At 70.3% G+C, this 15,484-nt stretch carries 9 protein-coding genes; 7 read left to right on the forward strand and 2 right to left on the reverse strand.

Annotated elements, in window-relative coordinates; translation table 11 throughout:
• Positions 1-34: 34 nt before the first annotated feature.
• Together VGN58_RS03795 and tsaB are read left to right on the forward strand one after the other, a co-directional pair.
• Positions 35-2,083: an ATP-dependent DNA helicase gene (locus tag VGN58_RS03795; protein ID WP_327481777.1), complete on the forward strand. Its 2,049-nt coding sequence runs from the start codon at positions 35-37 to the stop codon at positions 2,081-2,083.
• A gap of 42 nt (positions 2,084-2,125) precedes the next feature.
• Positions 2,126-2,866, forward strand: a complete 741-nt coding sequence (gene tsaB, locus VGN58_RS03800; RefSeq protein ID WP_327481779.1) for a tRNA (adenosine(37)-N6)-threonylcarbamoyltransferase complex dimerization subunit type 1 TsaB — start codon at positions 2,126-2,128, stop codon at positions 2,864-2,866.
• 12 nt (positions 2,867-2,878) lie between these two features.
• Here the strand turns inward: tsaB and VGN58_RS03805 are convergent, their stop codons facing one another.
• The gene (locus VGN58_RS03805) at positions 2,879-3,754 is read right to left on the reverse strand and encodes a TonB family protein (protein ID WP_327481781.1); all 876 of its coding nucleotides are present in this window, start codon (positions 3,752-3,754) and stop codon (positions 2,879-2,881) included.
• A gap of 1 nt (position 3,755) precedes the next feature.
• The gene (gene gshB / locus VGN58_RS03810; RefSeq protein WP_327481783.1) at positions 3,756-4,703 is read right to left on the reverse strand and encodes a glutathione synthase; all 948 of its coding nucleotides are present in this window, start codon (positions 4,701-4,703) and stop codon (positions 3,756-3,758) included.
• Positions 4,704-4,946: 243 nt separating this feature from the next.
• Here gshB and VGN58_RS03815 point away from each other — a divergent pair, with 243 nt between their 5' ends.
• The 5 genes from VGN58_RS03815 (at position 4,947) to VGN58_RS03835 (ending at position 15,474) form a co-directional block, all read left to right on the forward strand.
• Positions 4,947-5,348: a response regulator gene (locus VGN58_RS03815; protein ID WP_055940451.1), complete on the forward strand. Its 402-nt coding sequence runs from the start codon at positions 4,947-4,949 to the stop codon at positions 5,346-5,348.
• 53 nt (positions 5,349-5,401) lie between these two features.
• Entirely contained in the window at positions 5,402-5,932 is a 531-nt protein-coding gene (locus tag VGN58_RS03820; protein WP_327482072.1) for a chemotaxis protein CheW, read from the forward strand.
• Between the two features lie 34 nt (positions 5,933-5,966).
• The gene (locus VGN58_RS03825; RefSeq protein ID WP_327481785.1) at positions 5,967-8,003 is read left to right on the forward strand and encodes a methyl-accepting chemotaxis protein; all 2,037 of its coding nucleotides are present in this window, start codon (positions 5,967-5,969) and stop codon (positions 8,001-8,003) included.
• A gap of 90 nt (positions 8,004-8,093) precedes the next feature.
• Positions 8,094-14,249 (forward strand): Hpt domain-containing protein, encoded by a 6,156-nt coding sequence (locus VGN58_RS03830; RefSeq protein ID WP_327481787.1) that lies wholly within the window; start codon positions 8,094-8,096, stop codon positions 14,247-14,249.
• Positions 14,242-15,474, forward strand: a complete 1,233-nt coding sequence (locus VGN58_RS03835) for a chemotaxis protein CheB (protein WP_327481789.1) — start codon at positions 14,242-14,244, stop codon at positions 15,472-15,474. The genes VGN58_RS03830 and VGN58_RS03835 overlap by 8 nt, the downstream gene beginning before the upstream one ends.
• The last annotated feature ends 10 nt before the right edge of the window (positions 15,475-15,484 follow it).

Genomic DNA, 15,484 nt, shown 5'->3' on the forward strand with positions numbered 1-15,484 from the left:
CCCTTGCCGCTGCACGCCGCTCTCCGTTTCCCCGATGTCCCAGCTAGCCCAGGCCAGCCGCGACGCCCTCAGCGAGGGCGGTGCGCTGGCGGAACGCCTCGATGCCTTCGCCCCCCGCGACGCCCAGCAACGCCTGACGGCGGCGATCGCCGATGCGTTCGACGGGCGCGACGTGCTGCTCGCCGAGGCCGGCACCGGCACCGGCAAGACCTTCGCCTACCTGGTGCCGGCGCTGCTGTCGGGATTGAAGACCATCGTCTCCACCGGCACGCGCGCGCTGCAGGACCAGTTGTACCACCGCGACCTGCCGCGCGTGCGCGACGCGCTCGGCGTGGCCGGTCTGAAATCCGCGCTGCTGAAGGGGCGCAGCAATTACCTGTGCCGCTACCGCCTGAACCAGGCCAAGGGCGATCCGCAGGCGTTGCGCACCACCTTCACCAGCCGCGAGCAGGTCGACCAGTTCCAGCGCATCGTCGCCTGGGGCGGGCGCACCAAGCTCGGCGACATGGCCGAACTGGCGGCGCTGCCGGACGATTCGCCGCTGCTGCCGCTGGTCACCTCGACGATCGACAACTGCCTGGGCAGCGAATGCCCGTTCTGGGAGGACTGCTTCGTGGTGCAGGCGCGCCAGCGCGCGCAGTCCGCGGACATCGTGGTGGTCAACCACCATCTGCTGCTCGCCGACCTGGCGCTGAAGCAGGAGGGTTTCGGCGAAATCCTGCCGGGCGCGCAGGCGTTCGTCATCGACGAGGCGCACCAGCTGCCCGAACTGGCCGCCAATTTCTTCGGCGAAGGCTTCGGCATGCGCCCGCTGCAGGAACTGGCGCGCGACTGCCTGGCCGAATCCAAGGAAGCGGCCGGCGCGCTCTCTGCGTTGCAGCCGCCCGTGCGTGCGCTGGAACAGGCCCTGCGCGAGCTGCGTGCGGCGATGGAAGGCCTGCCGTCGCGCGGCACGCGTGAGCGGCTGCTGGCCAAGCCGGGGGTATCGGCGGGCTTCGATGGACTGGTGGACGCGCTGGGCGACCTGGCGGCGGCGCTGGCGCCGCTGGCGGAAGCCTCACTGGGACTGGAGGCCTGTTCGGCACGGGCGAAGGAATTCGGCACGCGGCTGTCGCGCTGGTACGAGGCGCCGTCCGGTGTCGATGCATCCGACGCGGACGCGTCGACCGCCGCCGGGTCCCGCGACGTGCTGTGGTACGAACTGACGCCACGTGCGTTCCGCTGCCAGCGCACTCCGCTCGATGTTTCCGGGCCGCTGCGCCAGCATCGGGAGCAGTCGCGCGCGGCGTGGGTGTTCACCTCGGCCACGCTTGCCGTCGGTGGCCGCTTCGACCATCTGGCCGAGCGCCTAGGTCTGGACGATCCGCCGACGCTGCTGCAGCCCAGTCCGTTCGACTGGCCGCAGCAGGCGCTGTGCTACCTGCCCACCGGCCTGCCCGATCCGAATGCACCCGGTTACGGGGCCTCGCTGATCGCCACGTTGCGGCCCGTGCTGGAAGCCTCGCGTGGGCGCGCCTTCCTGCTGTTTGCGTCGCATCGCGCCTTGCGCGAAGCCGCCGATGCCTTGCGTGGCGGGCCGTGGCCGCTGTTCGTGCAGGGCGAGGCGCCGCGCGGCACGCTGCTGGAGCGCTTCCGCGAATCCGGCAACGGCGTGCTGCTGGGCGCGGCGAGTTTCCGCGAAGGCGTCGACGTGGTCGGCGACGCGCTGAGCGTGGTGGTGGTGGACAAGCTGCCGTTCGCCGCACCGGACGATCCGGTGTTCGAAGCACGGTTGGAAGCCGTGCGCCGCGCCGGCGGCAACCCGTTCCGCGACGAGCAGCTGCCGCAGGCGGTGATCGCGCTGAAGCAGGCCGTCGGCCGGCTGATCCGCAGCGAAACCGACCGTGGCGTGCTGGTGTTGTGCGATCCGCGCCTGACCGGCAAGCCGTACGGTCGCGTGTTCCTCGATTCGCTGCCGCCATTCCGCCGCACCCAACGCGTGCAGGACGTGCAGCGTTTCTTCGGTGCCGAGATCGAGGACGCGCCGGCGGTACCCGTGCGTGCCGGCGATGCGGACGACTGGTTCGCGGATGCGCGCTTCTGACGGCCTCGCTAAGCTAGCCGCCTTCCTTCGTAAGCCATCGCCATGAAGCTGCTCGCCTTCGAGACCGCCACCGAAGCCTGTTCCATCGCCGTCTACGTCGATGGCGAGGTGCGCGAGCGCTTCGAGATCGCGCCGCGGCGGCATGCGGAACTTGCGTTGCCGTGGGCGGAACAACTGCTTGCCGAGGCGGGCATCGCGAGGGCGCAGCTCGATGCCGTCGCGCTGAGTCGCGGCCCCGGCGCGTTCACCGGCGTACGCTTGGCCATCGCGCTGGCGCAGGGCATCGCGCTGGCGCTCGACCGCCCGCTGGTGCCCGTGTCCACGCTCGCCGTGCTGGCCGCGCAGGTGCCGCCGCCGCCGGTGACGGCGGGCGAGGGCGGCTGCGACATCGGCCTGCCACGCCCCATTCTTGCGGCCATCGACGCGCGCATGGGCGAGATCTACACCGGTACGTTCGTGCATCGCGGCGACCGCCTCGAGGCGACGTCGGGCGAAGCGGTCGTCGCGCCCGCCGACTATGCGCTCGTCGGCGACGACGGTGGCTGGATCGGCGTGGGGACCGGCTTCGCCGCCGCCGAGGGCGTGCTCGCTGCGCGCCTGCAGTCCCGTTTCACCCGCATCGATGCGCAGGCATTGCCGCATGCGGCGGATCTCGCGCGGCTGGCAGCGGCTGCGTTCGCGCGCGGCGAGACCGTTGCGCCCGAACACGTCGAGCCGGCCTACCTGCGCAACAACGTCGCCCTGACCCTGGAAGAACAGAAAGCGCTGCGCGCTTCGCGCTGAGCCGTTCGACCGCTACTCGTCGCGCACTTCGCCGCCCGGCAGGAAACGCCAGGTGCGGGTGACATGCAGGACGTCGACGTTCTCCGCCGTTTCCGGCAGGGGCGGAAACGGCGAGGACAGCTGCACGATGCGCTGCGCGGTGGAATCCAGCAGCGGGATGCCGCTGGACTGGATGATGCGCGTCTGCTCGACGCTGCCGTCGCGGCGCACGGCCACGCTGATCACCAGCGTGCCGGCCAGGCGCCGGCGGCGCGCTTCGTCGGGGTAGTTGAGGTTGCCCACGCGCTCGGCGCGGTCCACCCAGGCGCGCAGGTAGTTGGCGTAGACGTACTCCTTGGTGCTGGCCGAGACGAACTTGCGCTTAGGCCGCTTGGCGTACAGCTCCGAGCGCAGGTGGTATTCGGCCGCCAGCCGTGCCATTTCCGCATCGCGCTGCACTTTCTGCTGTCCCAGCGGCAGGTCGGGCTGGTCCGGCTGCGGGCGTGCTTCCGGTGTGGGCGTGCGTATCTCGCTTTCGCGCGTGGTCACGACGCGACTTTCCGGCGGCGGTACCGGTGCCGTGGTCTGCGCGCGCAGCGGCTGCGGCGCCAGGCCGGTGTCGGGTTGCGGGATCCAGCCCGCCTGGCTGTCGCGCGGGCGCTTGGCCACGTCGCTTTCGCCGCCGCCTTCCTGGTTGGCCGCGGCCAGGAAGTCGGCTTCCTTCGGAGTCAGTGGGGTGCTGGTCTGGCTGAGGATCACGTCCAGCGTCGGCATCACCGGCGCGGCGTCGTCCAGGGCGAAGCCCACGCCCAGCACCAGCAGCCCATGCACGATCAGCGACAGCGCCAGCGTGGCGCCGAGGCGTTCGTTGGCGCCGATCTTCGGCGGTGGTACCGGGACCGCGGACATCTCAGACCGCCAGCTTCTTCTCGATCACGTCGAACAGCTGGCCGGCGATGTTCAGGCCGAACTGCGCATCCAGTTCGCGCACGCAGGTGGGGCTGGTGACGTTGACCTCGGTCAGGTAGTCGCCGATCACGTCCAGGCCGACGAACAGCATGCCGCGCCGCTTCATCTCCGGGCCGACCTGCGCGGCGATCCAGCGGTCGCGCTCGCTCAGCGGGCGACCCTCGCCGCGACCGCCGGCGGCCAGGTTGCCGCGGAACTCGTCGCCCTGCGGGATGCGGGCCAGCGCGTAGTCGACCGGCTCGCCGTCGACCAGCAGCACGCGCTTGTCGCCGTCCCTGATGCCGGGAATGAAACGCTGCGCGAGGGTGAGGCTGCCGGCGCCGATCAGGGTTTCCAGGATGACGTTGGTATTGGGGTCGCCGGCCTTCACGCGGAAGATCGAGCGCCCGCCCATGCCGTCCAGCGGCTTCAGCACCGCTTCGCCGTGCTCGGCGACGAAGGCCTTCAGTGCCGCCGCATCGCGGCTCACCAGCGTCGGGGGGCAGCATTGCGGGAAGAGCAGGGCGGCCAGCTTCTCGTTGTAGTCGCGCAGGCCCTGCGGGTCGTTGACGATCAGTGCGCCCGCCTGCTGCGCGATGCCCAGCACGTGGGTGTCGTAGAGATACTGGTCGTCGACCGGCGGGTCCTTGCGCATCAGCACGACCTGGCCGGGACCGAACGCGAGTTCGCGAGCCTCGCCCAGCGTGAACCAGTCCGCCTTGTCGTCGCGGACCGTCAGCGGCGCCACCTGGGCGTGCGCCACGCCGTCGCGCAGCGACAGCCGGCCGGGGGTGACGTAGTGCAGGCGGTGGCCGCGCCGCTGGGCTTCCAGCAGCATGGCGAACGTGGTGTCCTTGGCGATCTTGATGGACCCGATGGGGTCCATGACGACGATGACGTCCAGCGGCATGGGAGAGGTTCGGCGGGAGACGCCGCGATGGTAGCAGGGCGCGCGACATCGCCGCCCCGGCCGGCGGTGGAACGCTTCTTGCCTCCCGTCACGACAAACTGCGACGCAGTTCGCATCATCCCGTTCATCGGGTCGGCCGTCGACGCTGTCGCTTGACAGTGCGCGCCGGGATAGGGGATATAGGCAGCAACGCAGCGTGGCCGGTTCGTCAATGAAGCCACGCGCGCATGGGGAAATCAGGTAATGACGCAGAACGAAGGCCAGGCCGGTGGACTCCACGGCCTACGGGTCATGGTGATCGATGACTCGAAAACCATCCGCCGCACCGCGGAAACCCTGCTCAAGCGCGAGGGTTGCGAGGTCGTGACCGCGACGGACGGGTTCGAGGCCTTGGCCAAGATCGCCGACCAGCAGCCGCAGATCATCTTCGTGGACATCATGATGCCGCGCCTGGACGGGTACCAGACCTGTGCGCTGATCAAGAACAACCAGGTGTTCAAGTCCACGCCGGTCATCATGCTGTCGTCCAAGGACAGCCTGTTCGACAAGGCGCGCGGGCGCATCGTCGGCTCGGAGCAGTACCTGACCAAGCCGTTCACGCGCGAGGAACTCCTCGACGCCATCCGCGCCCACGTCAGCACCTGAGGGGCTGGCGCCATGACGATCATTCGCACTGAAGTCACAGGGGGCGGGCGATGATCCGCACACCGTTCGATACGCTGGCCGAATACGAGCGCCGCAGCCTGGCGCACGCCGTGCTGCAGCCGGCCCGCGAGATCGCGCAGGACCAGTACCGCGGCGTCGGCTACCGGGTCGGCAAGCGCCGGCTGATCTCCAACTTCGGGGAAGTCGTGGAAATCGTGCCGATGCCGCCGGTCACGCCGGTGCCGGGCGCGCAGCCGTGGCTGCTGGGCATCGGCAACCTGCGCGGCAACCTGTTTCCGGTCGTGGACCTGAAGCAGTTCCTCGAAGGCGACCGCACCGTGCTGCACGAGGGCCAGCGCGTGCTGGTCATGCGCCAGGCCGGCGGCGACGTCGCGCTGACCATCGACGAACTGTACGGCCAGCGCAGCTTCCACCAGTCGCAGCAGGTCGAGCCGGGGGATCTGGCGGACGGCCGCTACGGGCATTTCATCGATCGCGCCTTCGCCAGCGACGATCAGCGGTGGGGCGTCTTTGCGCTGGGGTTGCTCGCGCGCACGCCCGAATTCCGCCAGACCGCGCTCTGAGCGCGAACGACAAGCACTATCCAGGGGTTGAACGATGAGCACTGCGACGGATTCTCCTAGCGCCGGCAAGGTCGGCAGTTTCGGCAACAACTTCTGGTTGTTGCTGCTCGCACTGTCGGTCATCGTCTTCGGTGCCAACACCGGCGTGGCCACCTACCAGGGCAGCCGCCTGTCCGGCGCCGGCACCGGCGCATCCGACATGCGCGTGCTGTCGCAGCAGCTGGCCAACCAGGGCCGCGAGGCCGTGGCCGGCAACGCCGAGGCGTTCAAGGCCTTCAGGGAGACCAAGCAGTCGGTGGAGTCCACCATCGAGGAACTGCAGAAGGACTTCGGCGACGAGGGCGCCATTTCCGGATCGCTGGCCAAGCTGACCGCCACCTGGGCGCCGCTGGGCAAGAACGCCGACCAGATCGTCGCGTCCGAGGCCGCCGTGCTGGCGCTGGCCGGCAACGCCGACCGCTTCGCCACCCAGGTGCCCAACCTGCAGGCGCAGCTCAACGAAGTGGTGCGCGCCATGTCCGCCAGCGGCGCGCCCTCCTCGCAGATCTACAGCGCGCTGCAGCAGGTCGTGCTGGCCGGCACCATGGCCCGCCGTGTGACCGAAATCCGCGCCGGTGGCGCCGGTGCCGCCACCGCCGGCGACGCGCTGGGCCGCGACGCCGTGCTGTTCGGCCAGGTGCTGGACGGTCTGCGCGACGGCAACCCGGACCTGGGCATCGCCCCGGTCCGCAACGCCGCCGCCCTGGCCGCGCTGCAGAATTCGCAGACCCTGTGGACCGCGATGAAGAAGGACCTGGACGCCATCCTGGCCAGCTCGCGCAACCTGTTCGCGGCGCAGTCGGCCGCCGCCGCGCTGACCAACGGCTCCGGCCAGATGCTCCAGGACAGCACCAACCTGTTCCAGGCGTTCTCGGCCTTCGGTTCGGTGCGCGACACGCGCCTGTTCCCGAACTTCTGGCTCGGCATCGCCTCGGGCATCGCGGCGCTGGTCTCCATCATCGGTCTGTTGTGGTCGCTGTACCGCACCCGCCAGCGCGAGCAGGAAATGCGCTACCAGACGCAGGTGGAATACAACAGCCGCAACCAGCAGGCGATCATGCGGCTGCTGGACGAAATCAGCTCGCTGGGTGAAGGCGACCTGACGGTGAAGGCCTCGGTGACCGAGGACATGACCGGCGCCATCGCGGACGCCATCAACTACGCCGTGGACGAACTGCGCAACCTGGTGACCACGATCAACGACACCTCGGTGCAGGTGGCGGCGTCGACCCAGGAAACCCAGGCCACCGCGCTGCAGCTGGCCGAAGCCGCCGGCCACCAGGCCGACCAGATCACCACCGCGTCCGACCGCATCAGCGAGATCGCGACCAGCATCGACCAGGTGTCGAAGAACTCCACCGAGTCGGCCGAAGTGGCGCAGCGCTCGGTGCAGATCGCCACCGAGGGTGCCGGCGTGGTGCGCGAGACGATCCGCGGCATGGACCAGATCCGCGACCAGATCCAGGAAACCTCCAAGCGCATCAAGCGCCTGGGTGAGTCCTCGCAGGAAATCGGCTCGGTGGTGGAACTGATCAACGACATTTCCGAACAGACCAACATCCTGGCGCTCAACGCGGCCGTGCAGGCGGCCTCGGCCGGCGAAGCGGGCCGCGGTTTCGCGGTCGTGGCCGACGAAGTGCAGCGCCTCGCAGAACGCACCTCCAGCGCGACGCGCCGCATCGAATCGCTGGTGCAGACCATCCAGGCCGATACCAACGAAGCGGTCAGCTCGATGGAGCAGACCACCGCCGAAGTGGTGTCCGGTGCGCGCCTGGCCGAGGATGCGGGTACCGCGCTGGGCGAGATCGAGCGCGTGTCGAACGACCTGAACAACCTCATCAAGGGCATCTCGACCGCCGCCCAGCAGCAGTCGTCGGCCGCGCTGGACATCACCCAGACGATGGGCGTGATCCGCCAGATCACCTCGCAGACCTCGCTGGGCGCCGGACAGACCGCCGAGTCCATCGGCCATCTGGCGCAGCTGGCCGCGGACCTGCGCCGCTCGGTCGCCGACTTCAAGCTGCCGGGCTGAGGACGGGACGCACTGCATGAACTTCCTACGCCATCCCGCCCGCCAGCAGCGCGAGGCTGACGGCTCCGCCGTCGCTGCGGGAGCACGCCCATGAGTGCGCTGCGCGAAGCCATGAGCCACGCCGTGCTCGGCTGGGTGAAGCCCGAACTGGACGAGACGCTGCGCCTGGTCCGCCAGGAGATCGAAGCCTTCGTCGAAGCGCCCGCCGACACCAGCCGCATGCGGTTCTGCGCCGGTTACCTGCACCAGGTGCAGGGCACGCTGCGCATGGTCGAACTGTATGCGCCGGCGATGGTCGCCGAAGAGCTCGAACTGCTCGCCAAGGCGTTGCAGGACGGCGGCGCGGGCGACCGCGACGAAGCCTGCGCCACGCTCATGCGCGGCGCGGTGCTGTTGCCGGACTACCTGGAGCGCCTGCAGGAAGGCCATCGCGACATCCCGATCGTGCTGCTGCCGCTGCTCAACGAGATCCGTGCCGCGCGCGGTGCGCCGGGCCTCAACGAAAGCATGCTGTTCCCGCCGGGCAGTTGCGACGACGCGGCGCCGAGCGAAGCCGAGATCGACCACGCGCGCAGCAGCCTCAGCGGGCGCAACCGTGAACTGCTCGACACCGTCGGCAATGCGGTCAAGGAAGAACTGCTGCGGGTGAAGGATGCGCTGGACCTGCACCTGCGCACGGGCAGCGATTCGGCCGAACTGGAGTCGCAGGTCACCGAACTGGGCAACGTCGCCGATACCCTCGGCATGATGGGCCTGGGCGTGGCGCGCGACGTGGTGATGCAGCAGCGCGACACGCTGCGCGAGGTGGTCGCCGGCACGCGGCCGGCGGACGAGGGCACGCTGCTGGACGTGGCCGGCGCGCTGCTGTACGTCGATGCATCGCTCGACGACCAGGTCGCACGCCTGGGCAGCGGCGGCGACGCCGCGCCGGATCCGAGCGCCGCCGAGTCGCAGCGCACGGTCGAGATCCTTGCGCAGGAAGCCATCATCAACTTCGCCGGCGCGCGCGAGCGCTTCGTCGCCTTCATCGAGACCAACTGGGATCACGCCGAACTGGCGGACGTGCCGCGCCTGCTGGACGAAGTGGCCGGCGCCCTGCGCATGCTCGAGCTCGGCCAGGCCGGCGACTACGTGGTCGGCGTGAAGCGCTACGTCAGCGGCGAACTGATCGGCAAGAAGCGCGTGCCGGGCGGACAGCAGCTCGACACCCTGGCCGACGCGATGGCCAGCCTGGAGTACTACCTGGAAGCGCTGCGCGAGCGGCGCCCCAATCGCGAGGACATCCTCGAGATCACCCGCGGCAGCCTGGAGACGCTGCGCTACTGGCCGCTGCCGGCGGAGGCCGTCGCGCCCGTGGCCGTGCCCGTCGTCGAGGCGCCGGTTGCCGCGCCGACACCGGTCGCCGAAGCGCCGATCGCACAGGCACCTGCCGCCGACGCGCCGGTTGCCGACGCGTCGGGCGCCCCGTCTGTCGAGCCCGTGGCCGAGGCGCCCGCACCCGTGTCGTTCGGCGCGCTGTCGCTGGAGCCGCTCGACGCGGCCCCGGCGCCGCCCAGCGCGGCCGCGAACCCGTTCGATCCGGTCGGCTTCGAAGAAGACGGCCTCGACACGCCGGCGGCCGCCGTGGCCCCGCCGCCCGCGTTCGAGTTCCCGGCCGACGTGGACGATCACGCGATCGATGCGCCGGCCGACGACAACGCCGCGATCGATGTGCCGGAGACGGTCCCGACGCCGGCGCCCGTGGTCGAATCCGACGTGCTGCCCGACCTCCGTCACGAGATCGCCGCCGCAGCAGCGGCCGTGCCGTCCGCCGTCGTCGGCGGCTTCGATGGCGACAGCACCGACATCGACGACGACATCCGCGAGGTGTTCCTCGAGGAGTTCGACGAGGAGATCGTCAACCTGCGCCAGCTGCTGCCGGCCTGGCGCAGCAACACCGAAGACCTGGAGCGCCTGCGGCCGATCCGCCGCGTGTTCCACACGCTGAAGGGCAGTGGCCGCCTGGTCGGCGCCAAGACCCTCGGCGAGTTCAGCTGGAAGGTCGAGAACATGCTCAACCGCGTGCTCGACCGCACGCGCGCGCCCAGCCATGCCGTCGAAGTCCTGCTGGAGCAGGCCTGCGAGACGCTGCCGCAGCTCAACGCCGCGCTGCGCGGGCAGGGCAGCGTCACCGCCGACCTGCCCGGCCTGCAGGACATCGCCGACCGCCTGGCGGCGGGCGAGGACGCGTACTACAGCGCCGAACCGGTCGTGCTGGACGAGGAGGCCGATGTCGTCGCGCCCGTGTCCGCCGCACCGGTGTCGTTCGTCGACGACGCCCCGGCCGTGTTCGAGCCGGAAGCCGAAGGCACGCCGGCGTCCGTCGATGCGGTGCTGCGCGAGATCCTGGAAGCCGAGGTCGACAACCACCTCGACACCGTCGACCACTGGCTGCAGAAGGCCCAGGTCGACGCCACGCCGGTCACCGAAGAACTGCTGCGCGCGATCCACACGATGAACGGCGCGCTGGCGATGGCCGACGTGCCGGAGATCACCCACGTCACCTCGCCGGCCGAGCAGTACGTCAAGCGCCTGCTCGCCGCGGGCGAGACGCCCACGCCGGAAGGCGTCGCCGCCCTGGCCGACACCGCGCAGGCGATCCGTCGCAGCGTGGCGGCCCTGCAGGCCCCGTCGCCGCGCATTCCCGTGTTTGCCGCACTCGCGGGCCAACTGCGCGCGCTGGGCGACAGTCTGCCCGACGTGCGCCATGGCGCGCAGATCGTCGACGACACCCGCCAGGGCACCTATGTCGGCCAGACGCCGATCGCCCCGCCGGTCGGTCCGTCCGACGTCGAGCTGTTGGCGATGGATCTGTCGGCCTACCTCGATGCCGAGGCGGCCAACGGCGCCGGCGGGTTCGACGCCATCACGCCCGTTGCGGAGACCGGCCCGGCCGAGGCCGCGACGTCGCCGGTCGACGAGACCGCCAGCGCCTCGGACGCCACCGTCGGCCCGGCCGACGCGCCCGTCGTACCGGAAACTCCGGCATCGGTGGATCGCAGCGTCACCTTCTACGACATCGATTACCGCATCACGCCGCGCACCTCGGCACCCGAGGCGGGCGTTGCCGCTTCGTCAGGCGAAGAAGCGCGCGATGCCGATTCGCCGGTTCCCGTGGAAGAGGTCGCCGCTGAAGACATCGCCACCGTCCACATCGATGTCGACGCCGGTGCCGATGCCGATGCCGGCATGGCCGATCAGGACGACGCCCTTTCGACGGCCGCCGAAGAGACGGCCGAGCCTGTCGAGGCGGACGTTTCCGTCCAGGCCACCGACGACACGGTCTCCGTCGCCGAAGACGACGCGCTGCTGGTCGATGGCGACCTGCCCGCGTTCCTCGTCGAAGCCGATGCCGCGACGCCGGCCGACACCGACGGGACGGTCGTCGAAGAAGGCGTGTCCGTGGTCGACGACATCGCCGCTGCGGACGAGCCGGTAGCCGTGGACGCAACCGACACCACTGCGGAAGAAGCGCAGGCGGACGCCGCCGACGAGATCGAAGCGATCGCCTTCGAGGGCGATGTCGCCGGCCGCGATGCCGCGGCCACCCTCGAGACGCCGACGGAAACCGTGGAAGACGAAGCGCCTGCCGACGAGGCCACGACGTTCGCCGTCGCGGACGACGCATCGCAGGCCGACGCCGGATCCGACAATACCGTTGACGCCACCGCCGACGTTTCCCCGTCCGATGACGAGATCGTCGTCGAAGCGGCTGCGCCGGACGCGTCCGTCCTCGACGCCGCGGACACTACCGGCGCCGTGGATGCCGCGGATGCGGAAGAAACCGCGTCGCAGGACGTCGAAGCCGTTGCCTCCGTCGAAGTCGAGGAGTCTGCCGTGACCAGTGCACCCGCCGACATGCCGGAGCCGGAAGACGCGCTCGACGTCACCGGGCTGGACCTGGACCTGGTCGAGATCTTCATCGAGGAAGGCAACGACCTGCTCGACCACTCGGACGACCTGATCGCCAAGCTGCGTGAAACGCCGGAAGACCGCGCACTGATCACCAGCCTGCAGCGCGACCTGCACACGCTGAAGGGCGGCGCGCGCATGGCGGGTATCCACGCCGTCGGCGACCTCGGCCACGCGATCGAATCGATGCTGGAGTCGATCGCCGGCCAGCGTACCGAGCTCGACCGTCGCGCGATCCAGCTGCTGGAGCGGGGCTTCGATGCGCTGCACGCGCAGCTGGCCCGCGTCACCGCGCGCCGCGCCGTCGTCATTCCGGATGGCATGATCGCCGAGTTCAACGCGCACGCCCGTGGTATCGAGCTGCCTGCCGCGCCCGCCGCCAGCGACGCGCCCGCCGCACCGGTCGAACTCGCGCCGCTGTCGGCGCCGATCGACACCGACGCGGCGACCGCGCCTGTCGAAGAGGAGTTCTTCCCGGTCGGCCAGCAGGAACAGGTGCGCGTCCGCGCCGACCTGCTCGACCGCCTGGTCAACAACGCCGGCGAAGTCGCGATCTACCGCGCCCGCCTCGAACAGCAGCTGGGCGCGTTCCGCGGCGCGATGGCGGAACTCGACCGCACCAACATCCGTATGCACGACCAGCTGCGTCGTCTCGACCTGGAAACGGAGGCGCAGATCGTCGCCCGTTACCAGCGCGAGCACGACAAGCAGGATCCGACCTTCGATCCGCTGGAACTGGACCGCTTCTCCACGCTGCAGCAGCTCAGCCGCGCACTGGCCGAGTCGGCCGCCGACATCAGCGGCCTGCAGGGTGTGCTGGACGACCTCGCACGCCAGTACGACAGCCTGCTGCAGCAGCAGTCGCGCGTCAGCTCGGAGCTTCAGGACGGCCTGATGCGTGCGCGCATGCTGCCGTTCGAGGGCATCGTGCCGCGCCTGCGCCGCGTGCTGCGCCAGGCCGCCACCGAGACCCACAAGCAGGTGAGCCTGCAGTTCTCCGGTACGCACGGCGAAATGGACCGCAACGTGCTGGACCGCATGACCGCGCCGCTGGAGCACCTGCTGCGCAACTCGGTCGCGCACGGTCTGGAAACGCCGAAGGAACGCCGCAAGGCCGGCAAACCGGAAGAGGGCACCGTGCACGTCGCGTTGCGCCGCGAAGGCTCGGAAATGGTGCTGGAGGTGACCGACGACGGCGCCGGCCTGAACCGGGACGCCATCCGCAGGCGTGCCGAACAGCGCGGCCTGCTGCAGCCCGGCGCCGTGCTGCCGGACAGCGCGCTGGACCGCCTGATCCTGGAGCCCGGCTTCAGCACCGCCGACAAGGTCAGCCAGCTGGCCGGCCGCGGCGTGGGCATGGACGTGGTCTACAACGAAGTGCGCCAGTTGGGTGGTTCCCTGGAGATCAACTCCGTCCCGGGCAAGGGCGCGACCTTCACCCTGCGCCTGCCGCAGACGCTGGCGGTCAGCCAGGCGGTGTTCGTGCAGATCGGCGAGACGCAGTTCGCGGTGCCGGTGGCGGCGGTCAGCGGCATCGGCCGCATCAGCCACGCCCGCTTCAGCGCCGGCGCGGGCAGCTATCACTACGCCGGCGAAGACTATCCGCTGTACAACCTCGGTCACCTGGTCGGCCAGGGTGCCGCCAAGGCCGAAGGCCAGCCGCAGGTGCCGCTGTTGCTGGTGCGCTCGGGCGACCTGCGCGCCGCGGTGGCGGTGGATCAGGTGCTCGGCAACCGCGAGATCGTGGTCAAGCCGGTCGGTCCGCAGATTTCCTCGATCCCCGGCATCTACGGCGCCACCATCACCGGCGACGGCAGCGTCGTGGTGATCCTGGACGCCGCGCCGCTGGTGCGCCGCCACCTGGCGCAGCCGCAGGAACCGACCCAGCAGGCCCCGGCGGTGGAACAGCGCCGCGTGCCGCTGGTGATGGTGGTCGACGACTCGCTGACCATGCGCAAGGTGACCAGCCGCGTGCTGGAACGCCACAACTTCGAGGTCAGCGCCGCGCGCGACGGCGTCGAGGCGCTGGAGAAACTGGAAGAGCGCGTGCCCGACCTGATGCTGCTCGACATCGAGATGCCGCGCATGGACGGTTACGAGCTGGCCACGGCGATGAAGGCCGATCCGCGCTTCAAGGATGTGCCGATCGTGATGATCACCTCGCGTACCGGCGACAAGCACCGCCAGCGCGCCTTCGACATCGGCGTGCAGCGTTACCTGGGCAAGCCGTACCAGGAGCTGGACCTGATGCGCAACGTGTACGACCTGCTGGGAATCGCCCGTGTCCGTGAGTGAAGCCAAACGCGTTGCCCTGCTGGCGCGCCCGGGCCAGGCGCGCGAGCGCCTGCGCGTGGCGCTGCATGAGGCCGGCGCCGAGATCGTGCTGGAAGACGACCCGAACACGCTCGATGCCGACACCCTCGGCCACAGCGCGCCGCAGGTGGTGCTGGTGGCGCTGGAGCCGGCCATCGAGGACAGCCTGGAGCGCTTCGACCGCGTGCTGCACGATCCCGCGGTGGCGGTGATCTTCGACGAGGCCGACCTGGCCGCGCGCCGCGAAGGGTGGGATGCCCAGCGCTGGGCGCGCCACCTGGCCGCCAAGCTGCACGGCCATCGCGACGTGCTGCCGCCGGGCCGCGAAGAGGATGTGGGCCTGCAGCTGGAACCCGGCCTGCCGGTGACGCCGGCGCAGCTGCACGAAGGCGAACAGGTCTCCGACTACCTGCAATCGGTGGCCGGCATGGCGCTGGAACTGCCCAGCGACGACTTCGCCTATACCGGCGGTTTCCAGCCGCGCGCGGCGGAAGACCAGGTGATCGATGCCGATGCGTGGCTGCGCTCGGCGTCGGCGCCGGCCGAATCGATCCCGCCGCCGCTCCCCGCCGCCCCGGCGGTCGCCGAGCCGCCGCCGCTGCCCGCTGCGGCCAAGGCGAGCTTCGATCTTTCCTCGCTGTCGCTGGAGCCGCTGGAAGGCGGTGGCGTGGCGGCGTCGGCGCGCCCGCAGGGTGCCGTGCTGGTGTTCGCGGGCATCGGCGGTCCGGATGCCGTGCGCAAGCTGCTGGCCGATCTGCCGACCGGCTTTCCCAAGCCGGTGATGGTGCACCTGCGCCTGGATGGCGGCCGTTACGATAACCTGGTCCGACAGATGGAGCGCGTGGCGCACATGCCGGTACTGCTGGCCGAAGCCGGCAAGGGTGCCGATCCCGGACACGTCTACGTGCTGCCCGGCGACGTGGTGCCGTTCGTCGATGACGGTACCGTCGGCTTCCGCCCCGGCGCGGTGATCCACACGGTCATTCCGCAGCTGCCACCGGCCGATAGCGCCGTGTTGCTGCTGAGCGGCAGCGACAGCGCACTGGTCGATGCCACGGCTGCGCTCGGCGATGCCGGCGCGCTGGTCATGGGCCAGTCGCAGGAAGGCTGCTACGACCCCGCCGCACCCAAGGCGCTCGCCGCGCGTGGCGCCGAACTCGGCTCGCCCGCGCAGATCGCGCAGCGCCTGACCGACCGCTGGTTCTGAGGAACACACG

The sequence above is a fragment of the Pseudoxanthomonas sp. genome (assembly GCF_035999195.1).
In the GTDB taxonomy this organism is placed as follows: Bacteria; Pseudomonadota; Gammaproteobacteria; order Xanthomonadales; family Xanthomonadaceae; genus Pseudoxanthomonas_A.